Origin of the sequence: Sandarakinorhabdus sp. (genome assembly GCF_032115815.1) — a bacterium.
Lineage (GTDB): Bacteria > Pseudomonadota > Alphaproteobacteria > Sphingomonadales > Sphingomonadaceae > Sandarakinorhabdus.
Genome location: NZ_JAUMBI010000005.1, coordinates 1 through 11407 on the forward strand (window position 1 = coordinate 1; position 11407 = coordinate 11407).

An 11407-nucleotide genomic window follows, 5' to 3' on the forward strand; every position below is an offset into this window, starting at 1 on the left:
TGCTGCCTTGGCCGGATTTGCCGGCAAAGCGGGTGAGTTCCAGCTTTGACGCGGTGAAGCGGGCATCCAGGCTGACATCGGTGGCCACCGCGCCCAACAAGGGTGCTTCCACCCGGCCGCCCAGCCCACGGATCCGGCCTGCCACCTGCGGATCGCCCAGCGTGCCTGACACATCGGCCGCCACCTGCACCGCGCCGCGCACATCGAGCGCCGTGAGGCCGGACAGACCCCACAGATCCTGCGCCGGCCCGGCATAGCGCAATTGGCCGGTGACGCTGGCATCGAACAGGCGGGACACAAGGTCAGCTTCGCCGGTCGGGATCGGGCCCAATCTGGCTTGGGCGCGGCCTTCCACCTTGCCGGCGCGCACGATCACCGCGCGCATCACCGTGCCGCCGGCGCCCAGCGCGGCGTTGAGGCCAACGTCGATCGGGGTGGACGTGGAGGTGATGTTGCTGCGCGACAGGCCGTTCAGGCGCAGGGCTGCCGTGCCGGTGGGGGCGGCATCGCCGGTCTGCACAAGCGCAAGCGTGCCCGAAATCCGCCCAGCCAGATTAAGCGTGGGATAGGCGAGGCCCACCATCTGCAGCGATACCTTGTCGAGCCGGGCATTGAGCCGTTTCGTCGCGCCCCAATCGCCGGCCACTTCGGCATTGCCGAGCGCGCTGGTGAGCGTGACGGGGGCGAGGTGCCAGCCAGCGGCATCACGGGTGATCACCGCCGGCCCGGCCAATTTGGCGGCACGGCCATCATAATCGCCGCCGCCCTTGATCTGCCAGCGATCGGGCGCGATGTCGCCGGTGAAGGCCAGGTTGAACGCTTCGCCGCTGTTGCCGGCCAATGTCAGGCTGGCCGTACCGGAACCGCCCTTCATCTTTAGCGTGCCTGTGGCCTTTTCCACCGCCAGATTGCCCCGTTCCAATCCGGCCAGATCGAGCGCGGCATCGATATCGGGGCCGCTGGCCGGCAGCAGCACCCGGGCGGCCAGCCGCAGCCGGTCAACCGTGATCGGCGTCGCCAGCGGCAGATTGAGGGAGTCGCCGGCCACGGCCAGTTCCGCCAGCTGCACGGCGCCAGCGGCAGACAGCTTGGCGCTGCCGGTGAGGCCCTTGCCGGCCAGCGCCAGCGTGCCGGCGAACGGCCCGGTGGCGGACTGGTCCAGCCGGCCGCTGGCGACAAAATCCGCCGCCGCCAGCCTGTCCACGTCGATCCGCAGCACCGGCGACAGGCTGATATCGGCCTTCAAGGTGACCGGCCCCAACCCCGATTGCGCATCACCATCCACCCGCCAGCCATCGCCGGCCGGATCGATACGGGCCGCCACGGCGGTGAGGCCATAGCCGGGTTTCGCCAGCCGGGCGGTGAAATGCGGCGCGGCGACGGTGCCTTCGCCATCCAGCGCGAACGGGCCCCAATCAAGACTTTTGCCGGTGGTGGCGAGGGTGAAGCGGCCATTTGCCCAACCGGCACGGCCCGCAGCGGCCAGTTTCGGTGATGACAGCACCAGATCTGACAGGGCGACGGCCAGACCGGGCAGCAGCGCAAAACGCCCGCCCAGCGTGACGCCACCACCGGTAAGGCGGGTGAGCCCGCTGGCCGGCGGTCGCGCGGCAATCAGGCGGAAATCGCCGCTGCCGGCGACGCTCTGATTGGCACCGGGTTTCAGATTGGTGCGGAAGGTCACGTCGGCAACGCCCAGTTGCGGCAGCGCCCAACCGCGCACATCGCCCGCCGCGCTGAGCCCCCAGGCGCTGGTGGCCGGCACGAACGACAGGCCGATGCGTGCCGCCAATGGCCCGCTGGCCAGTTTCAGATCATTGGTTTGCAACTGGCCCTTGGCATAAACCAGCCGGCCTTCGGCGCGCCATTTGCCAGCCAAAGGCTTTAAACTGTCGGGCAGGCCGGTGAGGCCCGTGGCGGTGGCGACCAGTGGAGCTGACAGGCCCGTTTCGTTCAGATCGGCAATCCCGGCCACAGACAGATCGCTCAGCGCCAGCCCGCCCGGCAGCGCCAGCCGCTTCGCCAGCAGCCGCGCATCGATGATGGGCGCCAGCAGCGGGCCAGCCAGGCGCGCGGTGAGCAGGCCGCCATCAACGCCCCAACCCTTGGCGAGCGCGCTGCCCTCCGCCAAGCTCAGCCGGACGTCGGCTTCGGTCCAGCGTTCTTCGGCACGGTCGATCCGGCCACCTAGGCGGCCGGTGAATTGCCTGCCATCCAGCGTGAGTTTCAGTCGGGTCAGATCGCCATCAGGCACCACTTCGGCCACCACAGCCAACCCGCCGGCCAGCGCCTCTTTCGCAGCGCCACCCAGCAGCGGCACCGGATCGATTCGGCCGCGCGCCCCCAACGCCCCGGCCTTGCCCGCCAACGCCAGATCGGCCAGCGGCGCGGAACCCAGGCTGGCCACCAACTGCCCGGTCCAATCGCGCCAGCGCCCGCGCCCGGTGGCGGTGGCATTGAGCGGCGCTTTCAACCCGGCCAGTGTCGTCACCAGGCCACCCGCTGGCGCTGCCAGCTTGGCGTTGAGCGCGAACTTGTCCCGATCCGGTTCGGCATCAAGGTGCAACACCAGCGTGTCGCCGGCAGACACTTTGGCATCCAGATCCACCAGCGCGCGTCCGGCGTGAAGATCAAGCCGGCTCTTGGCGCTCAGCAGCCGCTCCGGCCCGGCGATGCCTCTGGCCACCACCAGCCGGCCCAGTTCCAGTGTGCCGATGCGGATATCGATATTAGGCAGGATGCGTGGATCAGAAACCGGCTTCAGGCGCGGCAGGCGTTCCAGCGTCGCATCGGGGATGATCAGTTCGGCCGCTTCGAAGCGGTTGCTGATCAGCGCCCGTGGCGTCCAGTCGAGCAGCACGCGCGGCGCACGGACAAAGCGACCGTCCTGATCACGCAGCTCCACGCCTTCCAGCGTGGCCCGGCCCCACAGGCTGCCGCTGATCCGCGCCACATGCAGCGAAATGCCATTGGCCAGGCTGAACCCCGCCAGCCGCCGTGCCGTCCAGTCGCGGCCGGATTGGGTATCGAGCGCAAAGGGCAGGGCGATGATCACCGCCAGCGCCGTCAGCAGCGTGATCGCAAGGATGCGCAGAGCCCGCGGCATCAAAACGCCTGCCCGATGGAAACATAGAACACCAGCCGGGGATCGCCCTTTTGCGGATTCACCGGCGTCGCGATGTCCACCCGCACCGGGCCAAAGCCGGTGTAGAAGCGTGCGCCGATACCCGCGCCCAGCGACAGCCGATCAAAGGCCGGGGTGGTGCCGGTGGAAACCTCGCCGGCATCGACAAATGCCACGATGCCCAGATCCTGGCCCAGCGCCTGGAAACGATAGCGGGCTTCCACCGCCAGTTCGGTCAGGCTGTTGCCACCTGTAGGCACATTATCGGCATTGCGTGGGCCAACGCCCTGGAACACATAGCCGCGCACCGAACCGCCACCGCCAGCATAGAAACGCCGATCCGGTGCGATCACGCCGCGATTGGCGCCAACGATGCTGCCGAGGTGGAAGCGGCCGGCCAGCACCAGGCTGTCGCCAAACGGCTTGTAGGCCGTGGCCTCGAACTGGGCCTTGAGATAATTGAAATTGCTCTGGTCTCTGAGCGTGAATTCCGGGCTGAGGCGCGTGGTCAGCCGGAAGCCCCGCGATGGGTTGAGCAGATCGTCGGAACGGTCCCAGGTGACGCTGGCTGGCAGCGCCAGCACCGTGAAGGTGCGGCGCGGATCGCCGCGCACCGAACGGTCGCGCTGGCTGGTGATCAGCGCCTGGGCGCCGACGCTCCAGGTCCAGTCTTTTTGCCAGAGGATGTTGGATTCGCGTGCCAACGCCGCCGAGATTCCCAGCGTTTCGGCGGCAAAGGCGAATTGCTGGCTGGCTGTGAAGCCGCCGGCGACCAGCAATTGCCGATCGCGCTGGCCGAAATTGCGCTTGCGCAGTTCCACCTGCGCCACCTGTTCGCGCTGGGCGCCCACGGCACGGGCGGTGAAGGCGCCTTCTGGCGGGAACAGGTTGCGGTGGGTCCAGCTGCCTTCGGCGCGCACGCCCTGGCCGGTGGAAAAGCCGCCGGCCAAGGCGATGGTGCGCATCGGCGCGGCTTCGCTGCTGATATCGAGATCGACCGTCTGTGTGCCGTCCTCGCGCACGGCGCCTTCGCCGGGCTTGATCGCCACTGCGCCGAACAGGCCCGTTTGCACCAGCGCCCGGCGCAGATCCTCGCGGCCGGCGTTGCTGTACCGGTCACCGGGCTTGAAGCGGGCGAGCAAAGCGACATGCTTTTCGTCCATGCCCTTCACGCTATCATCGATGCGGATGGCGCCAAATACGCCGCGCCGGCCCAGATCGATACTTTGCACCAGCGTGGCATCGCGGCTGGCGTGATCGATGGTGATGTCGGGCGGCGCGATGCGCGCGAACGGATAGCCGGCATCGGCAAGGCGGATCGGCAGGCCGTCCTGCGCCGATTGCACGCGCGCGGCTTCCACCGCATCGCCCACCCGGATCGGTAGCAGCCGGCTGACAGTCCGCGCCGGATCGGGGCCAAGCGCGCCGGCTGGAGCGGTGATGGTGATCTCCCGGAAATTGTAGATCGGCCCCGGTGTCGCCCGCACCCGCACGATGCTGGGCTGGCCTGCCTGCGCCGGCTCGATACTGATGCGAGCCTGACTGCCATAATGGCCGATAGAGCGCAGCAACAGTTCTGTGAGATCGCGATCCTCGGCGATGCGGCGGCCAAGCTGCGCCAGATTGGTTTCCTCGCCCCGGTGCAGCCACAACGACGACAGGCCGCGAAATTCATCGTCGAGGCCCAGTTCCGCCAGCCCGCTCACCTCCACGCGGTACCGGATGGCGGCATCGGGAGCATCAGCCTCGCCACCTGTTGCGGAATCCACATCGGGCCACGCCACGTCCTCGCCGCCGGGCAGATCGGGCAGGGGGGCTTGCGGCCCTGGTATCACGTCGGTCACCGGCGGAGGGACAGGCTCGGCGGCTGGCACTGGCGTCGTGGTTTGGCCGGGCGCAGTTTGGGCCTGCGCGGTTCCGGCCGCAGCGGCGATCAAGAGAGACAGGAACCGATGCACCATATGGGGTTTACCGGAAGGGCAAGGCAGCGCAAGGCGCAGCCGCCTCTGGCGTTGGCCGCCGCTCTGGTGCAAGGGGCTGGGCATGGCGTCTCCCGGCTCTCCTGTTTCGCGTCCACCACAACGTGGCGGCGGTATCTTCATCGCCTTTGGGCTGGTGGCGGGTGCCGTTGGCGGCATGCTGGCCGGGCAGCCGTCCCTGGGGTTGCTGGCAGGTCTCGGCGTTGGTATTTCGGCGGCCATCCTGCTTGCCTTGCGCGACCGCCGCTGAACGCCGCATTGCGCTGGCGTGTGGCTGCGGTATCAAACGGCGGCATTTTCAGGGGATAGGGCATGGCAAGCGGCCTGTTTGCATTGCTGGATGATATTGCGGCCATCGCCAAGGTTGCGGCGGCCAGTGTCGATGATATCGGCACCATGGCGGTTTCCAGCCTGGATGATACCGCCGCAGCGGCCGCCAAGGCTTCGGCCAAGGCGGCAGGCGTGGTGGTGGATGATGCCGCCGTCACGCCGCGCTATGTCACGGGCTTTGCGGCGGATCGCGAAATCCCCATCGTCGCCAAGATCGCGCGCGGCAGCCTGAAGAACAAACTGGTGTTCCTGCTGCCCGGCGCGCTGGCGCTGTCATACTTCCTGCCGGTGGTGATCACCCCGCTGCTTATGGCCGGCGGGGCGTTCCTGTGTTTCGAAGGTGCGGAAAAACTGTGGGAAAAGCTGACCCCGCATGATGAAGACGCCGCCGACGATGCTGCGATGGACCCGGTCGAGAAGGAGCGCACGATGGTTTCGGGCGCCATCCGCACCGACATGATTCTTTCGGCCGAAATCATGGCCATTGCATTGGGCACCGTGGAACAGGAACCCATCGCCGAACAGGCCGCTGCGCTGGTGGTGGTGGCGCTGGGAATTACCGCCATGGTCTACGGCGCCGTCGCGCTGATCGTGAAGGCCGATGATTTCGGGGTGTTCCTTGCCCGCAAGCGCAATGGCGCGGTGGCGGCGCTCGGGCGTGGTCTGGTCGTTGGCATGCCGCCGTTCCTTGTGCTTCTGGGCTGGGTTGGGCTGGCCGCCATGTTGTGGGTGGGCGGCCATATCGTGATCGATGGCCTGCACAAGTTCGGCATCGATGCGCCGCATGATCTGCTGCATGCTGCCATGCACGCTGTGGAAGGCGCGGGCAGCTTTGCCACTTGGTTGGCCGAAGCGGGCGGGGCCGGGCTGTTTGGCGTTGCGCTCGGCGCGCTGATCGTGGCCGCGCTGCACGCCATTCCGCGCAAGGGCCATTGATTGCCCTTCATTCATTGTGTATTGTGATGGCAATACACTGGAGCGCTGTGCCATGAAGAATGCCCTGATCGCCATCCTGTTGTGCGGCGCTGCCGTGGCCGCCTGCGACGCCCGGCGCGTCGAAGAGAAGGAAAAGGCCGAAGCGGCCGCGATCAGTGTGGACAAGGATTGGGATGAGGGCGCTGGCAACGATACTGGCGTCAACATCAAGGCCGACATGGAAAAGGGCGAGGTCGAGCTGAAGCTGCCCGGGGGCATCGCCGGCAAGGTGAGCATCCCGGAGGGCCTCGAATCTGATACGAAGTTCGATCTGGATGGTGTGGGCCGCTATCCGGGTGCCAAGCTGACCAATGTCAATGTGCAGGCCAGCGGCAAGGATGGCGACGGGCGCGGGCAAGTATTGCTGGGCTTCAGCGCCCCGGGCACGGCAGCGCAGGTGGCCGATTGGTATGCCAAGGCGCTTGCCGACAAGGGCCGCACCCCCAGCCGCAGCGGCAACACTCTCACTGGCACCACCGAAGATGGTGACCGCATGGTGATCGCCGTGGAAGATGGCGACACCGGCGTTGCCCGCGGCCGCATCACCATCAGCGATCGCAAGGGCTGATCCGCGTCAGAGCCTGCGCGCCGCAAACGTGTCGCAGCTGTTCATCTGCCCGGATTGCAGCCCGGCTTGCAACCAGCGCATGCGTTGTGCCGACGTACCGTGGGTGAAGCTTTCCGGGTTTACCCGCGCCCCGGCCTTTTTCTGCAACGTGTCATCCCCGATGGCCTGGGCAGCGCGCAGGCCTTCCTCGATGTCGCCGGACTCCAGCAGATCGCGGTTGTGGTGCGCCCACACCCCGGCAAGGCAATCGGCCTGCAGTTCCTGCCGCACGGAAAGCGCGTTGCCCTGCGCCGGCCCTGACGCGCGGCGCGCCTTCTGCACCTCGGCGGAAATGCCCAGCACCGTCTGGATATGATGCCCCACCTCGTGCGCGATCACATAGGCGGCGGCAAAGTCGCCGGGCGCGCCAAAGCGGCGGGACAGATCATCGAAGAAACTGGCATCAAGATAGACCTGTTGGTCTGCCGGGCAGTAGAACGGCCCCATGCCGCTGTCTGCCTGACCGCAGCCTGAATCCACGCCGCCTTCAAACAGCACCAGTTTTGGCTGCGGATAGGGCTTGCCCAACTGGTCCGGGAATTGCTCCCCCCAGGTGCGCTCGGTGCTGCGCAGAACCTTGGCGATGAAACGGTCATGTGCGCCATCCAGCTTTGCCGGTGCCGCCGGTTCCACCGCCTGCCGCGGTTGGCCCACACCCGGCCCACCCACGCTGCCACCGCCCACAGCGCCGATCAGTTCCAGCGGATTCTGCCCCAGCAGCAAGGCGATCACGCCCACCACGATCATGCCGCCGATGCCCAGCTTGCCGCCGCCAATCGGCAGCCGCATGCCGCCACCGCCGCCGCGTTCCCCCCGGCGGTCAACGATGTTGCTGCTTTCCTGTTCGTCGTCGAGGTTCATGGCCGGCGTCTCCCGGCAGACAGGTTACCGGTTGCGCCCGCCCGGCGCCAGCGCCTCGTTCACCAGCAGGGCGATGCGGCTGCCGGCCTTGGCCACCTGATCCCGCACGCCCGGAGTCGCCTTGGCGATATAGTCGGCTGTCACCATCCCTCGCGGCAGAGTGCGGCGCTGGTCGGCGGAGATCGGGCAACTGTCGGGATAACCCTGTAGTTGCGGATAGGCGATCGTGCGCGAGATCTCCCAAACGTCGCGTGCCCAAAGCGCCACCCGTGCTGCGGTGTCGGCCGGGCCGGCGGTATAGGCGCGGGCCTGTGCCAGCGCGATGCGCTGCGGCGTGATCGCCGGCGGTTCGGTCAGCGCGCGTTCGGCCAGGTCACCATCCCAGATCCAGTGCAGGTTCATACGTTGTTTATAGCCATAATCGGCGCGCACCTGGTTGCCCCCCAGATCGGCCTTGTCGCCGAGGTGCAGCGGCTGGTGCATGTCTCCCACGAAATGCACCAGGAAGCCAAAGGCCTGCAGGCGTTCGTGCGCCGGCCGGCTGCGATCAGCCAATATGGCCTGCTGGCGCGAAATCTGCACCGTCACGCAATCGCCGTCCGGGCATTTGGCGTTGATGTCGAAATCGCCGCACACGCTGATGTTCTGATAGTGCCAGGGTGCGGAGAAGGCGAAACGGTCGCGATAACGGGCGCGCACGCAATCGGGCCACACGCTGGCCTCCTCGATGTTGCGCAGCCGGCATTCGGGCGTGTTCAATGCGGCTTCGGCGCGATACAGGCGCTTCACCTCGGCACGCACCGCCGGCGGGAGCTGGGCCAGCGCGATGCGCCCGGTAAGCCGGTGGGCATAATCACCCCAGGCTAGCGCCGGCTGGGCGGCCAGTAGGGCAAGCGGCAGGGCCAGCCAGGCGAGGGGGCGAATCAAGCGGTGGATCATGGCTTTCGCCCATGCCGCACGGCGGTGACGCTGGCCAGTGCCGCAGGGTGGCTGTATGGGCTTGCAAAGCGGGCCCTTGCTGCCAATCTTTGGGCCAACAGGATAAAGACAGACGATGCGAGATCCCTACAGCGTTTTGGGCCTGCCGCGTTCGGCCACGGAAGCCGACATCAAGAAGGCGTTCCGCAAGCTCGCCAAGGACAATCACCCCGATCGCAATGCCGATGATCCCAAGGCGCTGGAACGCTTCAAGGAAGCCAACCTCGCCTATGAGCTGCTGTCAGATACAGCCAAGCGTGCCCAGTTCGATCGCGGCGAGATCGGCCCGGATGGCCAGCCCACCAATCCCTTTGCCGGCGGTGGCGGCGGCGGCGGTTTCAATCCGCGTGATTTTGGCAGCAACGGCTCGCGCTCCGGCGGCGGTGCCGATTTTGCCGGTGCCGCCGATGATCTGTTTGCCGAAATCTTTGGTGGCCGCAGCCCGTTCGGCGGCAGCGGCGCCGCAAGTGGTGGGGGCCGCGGTTTCCGCACCCAGGTGCGTGGGCCCGACGTTGCCTATCGCCTCACCGTGCCCTTCGTCGATGCCGTGCAGCTCAATCCACAGCGTGTGACCCTGCGTTCCGGCCAGACGATCGAGATCAAGCTGCCTGCTGGCCTTGAATCGGGCAAACAGATGCGGCTGGCCGGCAAGGGTGAGCCCGGCCCCGGTGGCCATGGCGACGCCATCGTCACCATCGAGATCGCGCCGCACCGCGCCTTGACGCGTGAGGGCGACGATGTGCTGCTCACCTTGCCGATCAAGCTGGATGAAGCCGTGCTCGGCGCCAAGATCCGCATGCCCACGGCTGAAGGCATGGTCTCGCTCTCCATCCCCCCTGGCACCGCATCGGGCAAGATGTTCCGGTTGAAGGGCAGGGGTTTCCGCAAGCTGGATGCCACCCGCGGCGATCAATTGGTGACGGTGCAGATCGATATCCCGCCCGATCACGAGGAACTCAAGGCCTTTGCCGCCAGCTTCGTCGATCCGCGCAACATCCGCGCCACGCTGGATGGTTGAAGCTGGCCCGAGCCGCCGGCTGTCGTGGCCTGCCATCGCGCGTGATACCGCCAGCGGCACGTTCGAACATGGCTTCACCCACGCCGGCAATCTCGCCTATCTCAGTCTGGTCACCCTTTTTCCTTTCGTCATCCTGCTCGCCGCCGTCGCCGGGCAGTTGGGCCGCACCGCCGATGGGCTGGCGGCCGTCAACGGCTTCCTCACTGCGCTGCCCAGTAATGTCGCCGCACTTATCGCCCCGGCGCTGACCGATGTGATCGCGGCCGATTCGAGCAGCGGCGTCATCACCTTCAGCCTGGCGGTGGCGCTTTGGACGTCGTCGGGCGTGCTGGTCACGCTGCGCACCATTGTCACCCAGGCCTATGGTCGGGAATCGGAAATGCCGTATCTGCGTTGGCGCCTGCTCGGCTTGCTCGAGGTGCTGGGCCTGGTGCTGCTGCTGCTGATCGCCTTTGCCGCCCAGGTGGTGGTGACTGCCGCCGAAACCTTCGTTTATCGCCTGATGCCGATGGCGGCGAACATCTTCCCGGCCTTGGGCCTGCAACGCATCGTACCGGCGCTGCTGCTGTTCCTGGCGCTTTGGGGGCTGTTTGCGCTGCTGTGCCCACGCCGGTTCCACATCGCCCCGGTGTGGCCCGGTGCGCTGGCCACAGCGGCGGCGTGGACGGCGACCACCCTGGCGCTGCCGCGCGCGCTCACCCTGTTTGGTGACTATGCGCTCACCTATGGCAGCCTCGCCGGCGTGATCATAGCCTTGCTCTATTTCTATATCGTCGGGCTCGGGATGGTGCTGGGCGCGCAGTTGAATGCCGCCATCGCCCGCGCCCGGCTGGAAATTGCCGCAATTGACCGTTAAGGCGCGCAGAACGATTGGTTGTTCCGTGATTTCCGAGCCGTGAAATGTGCCATTTCACCTGAAATCACGTATTGGAGAATTTCATGGGAATCATGACCGGCAAGCGCGGCCTCATCATGGGCCTTGCCAACGACAAGAGCCTCGCCTGGGGCATCGCCAAGGCGCTGGCCGAACAGGGCGCCGAACTGGCCTTCAGCTATCAGGGCCCGATGATGGAAAAGCGGGTGCGCCCGCTGGCAGAAGCGTTGGGTGTCGCCCGCCTGTTCGAATGTGATGTGTCTTCGGTGGAAAGCATGGACGCCTGCTTCGCCGCGCTGGCGGCTGAATGGCCCACGATCGATTTCCTCGTCCACGCTATCGGCTTTTCGGACAAGAACGAGCTGCGCGGCCGCTATGTCGATACGTCGCTGGACAATTTCCTGCTCACCATGAACGTCTCGGTCTACAGCTTCACGGCGGTGGCCCAACGCGCAGCGCTGATGATGCCGAACGGCGGCGCTATGCTCACCTTGTCTTACTATGGCGCCGAAAAGGTCATCCCTCACTACAACGTGATGGGTGTGGCCAAGGCCGCGCTGGAATGCAGCGTGAAGTATCTGGCGATGGATCTTGGTCCTCAGAATGTGCGCGTCAACGCCATCTCCGCCGGCCCGATCAAGACGCTGGCTGCCAGCGGCAT

General features: G+C 66.6%; 10 protein-coding genes. 6 read left to right on the plus strand and 4 right to left on the minus strand.

What is annotated here, in order from left to right:
* Both RT662_RS00160 and RT662_RS00165 read right to left on the minus strand, forming a co-directional pair.
* Positions 1 to 3106: hypothetical protein (locus tag RT662_RS00160; RefSeq protein ID WP_313668127.1), on the minus strand; the 3106-nt coding region annotated here is incomplete at its 3' end.
* Positions 3106 to 4968 carry a BamA/TamA family outer membrane protein gene (locus RT662_RS00165; protein ID WP_313668128.1) on the minus strand — a complete coding sequence of 621 codons (1863 nt, stop codon included), beginning with the start codon at positions 4966 to 4968 and terminating at the stop codon, positions 3106 to 3108. The genes RT662_RS00160 and RT662_RS00165, both read right to left, overlap by 1 nt.
* 199 nt (positions 4969 to 5167) lie before the next feature.
* On the opposite strand from RT662_RS00165, the gene RT662_RS00170 reads away from it, so the two are divergent.
* The 3 genes from RT662_RS00170 to RT662_RS00180 all read left to right on the plus strand — a co-directional run bounded on the left by RT662_RS00170 (position 5168) and on the right by RT662_RS00180 (position 6976).
* Positions 5168 to 5353: a hypothetical protein gene (locus tag RT662_RS00170; RefSeq protein WP_313668129.1), complete on the plus strand. Its 186-nt coding sequence runs from the start codon at positions 5168 to 5170 to the stop codon at positions 5351 to 5353.
* 62 nt (positions 5354 to 5415) lie between these two features.
* Positions 5416 to 6369 carry a DUF808 domain-containing protein gene (locus RT662_RS00175; RefSeq protein ID WP_313668130.1) on the plus strand — a complete coding sequence of 318 codons (954 nt, stop codon included), beginning with the start codon at positions 5416 to 5418 and terminating at the stop codon, positions 6367 to 6369.
* A gap of 52 nt (positions 6370 to 6421) precedes the next feature.
* Positions 6422 to 6976, plus strand: a complete 555-nt coding sequence (locus RT662_RS00180) for a hypothetical protein (RefSeq protein WP_313668131.1) — start codon at positions 6422 to 6424, stop codon at positions 6974 to 6976.
* 6 nt (positions 6977 to 6982) lie between these two features.
* Here the strand turns inward: RT662_RS00180 and RT662_RS00185 are convergent, their stop codons facing one another.
* Both RT662_RS00185 and RT662_RS00190 read right to left on the minus strand, forming a co-directional pair.
* Positions 6983 to 7876 carry a neutral zinc metallopeptidase gene (locus tag RT662_RS00185; protein WP_313668132.1) on the minus strand — a complete coding sequence of 298 codons (894 nt, stop codon included), beginning with the start codon at positions 7874 to 7876 and terminating at the stop codon, positions 6983 to 6985.
* 24 nt (positions 7877 to 7900) lie between these two features.
* Complete coding sequence (locus RT662_RS00190; protein ID WP_313668133.1) at positions 7901 to 8815, minus strand: S1/P1 nuclease; 915 nt, start codon at positions 8813 to 8815, stop codon at positions 7901 to 7903.
* Between the two features lie 115 nt (positions 8816 to 8930).
* Here RT662_RS00190 and RT662_RS00195 point away from each other — a divergent pair, with 115 nt between their 5' ends.
* The 3 genes from RT662_RS00195 to RT662_RS00205 form a co-directional block, all read left to right on the plus strand.
* Positions 8931 to 9872 carry a DnaJ C-terminal domain-containing protein gene (locus RT662_RS00195; RefSeq protein ID WP_313668134.1) on the plus strand — a complete coding sequence of 314 codons (942 nt, stop codon included), beginning with the start codon at positions 8931 to 8933 and terminating at the stop codon, positions 9870 to 9872.
* A complete protein-coding gene (locus RT662_RS00200; RefSeq protein ID WP_313668135.1) occupies positions 9865 to 10728 on the plus strand; it encodes a YihY/virulence factor BrkB family protein in 864 nt (287 codons plus the stop codon). Before RT662_RS00195 ends, RT662_RS00200 begins: the two co-directional genes overlap by 8 nt.
* A gap of 92 nt (positions 10729 to 10820) precedes the next feature.
* Positions 10821 to 11407: SDR family oxidoreductase (locus RT662_RS00205; RefSeq protein WP_313668136.1), on the plus strand; the 587-nt coding region annotated here is incomplete at its 3' end.

What these genes read in the sequence shown, in the direction of transcription:
- RT662_RS00175 (WP_313668130.1), top strand. Translation starts at nt 5,416, where the DNA reads ATGGCAAGCGGCCTGTTTGCATTGCTGGATGATATTGCGGCCATCGCC.
- RT662_RS00190 (WP_313668133.1), bottom strand. Translation starts at nt 8,815, where the DNA reads ATGATCCACCGCTTGATTCGCCCCCTCGCCTGGCTGGCCCTGCCGCTT.
- RT662_RS00185 (WP_313668132.1), bottom strand. Translation starts at nt 7,876, where the DNA reads ATGAACCTCGACGACGAACAGGAAAGCAGCAACATCGTTGACCGCCGG.
- RT662_RS00195 (WP_313668134.1), top strand. Translation starts at nt 8,931, where the DNA reads ATGCGAGATCCCTACAGCGTTTTGGGCCTGCCGCGTTCGGCCACGGAA.
- RT662_RS00180 (WP_313668131.1), top strand. Translation starts at nt 6,422, where the DNA reads ATGAAGAATGCCCTGATCGCCATCCTGTTGTGCGGCGCTGCCGTGGCC.
- RT662_RS00200 (WP_313668135.1), top strand. Translation starts at nt 9,865, where the DNA reads ATGGTTGAAGCTGGCCCGAGCCGCCGGCTGTCGTGGCCTGCCATCGCG.
- RT662_RS00170 (WP_313668129.1), top strand. Translation starts at nt 5,168, where the DNA reads ATGGCGTCTCCCGGCTCTCCTGTTTCGCGTCCACCACAACGTGGCGGC.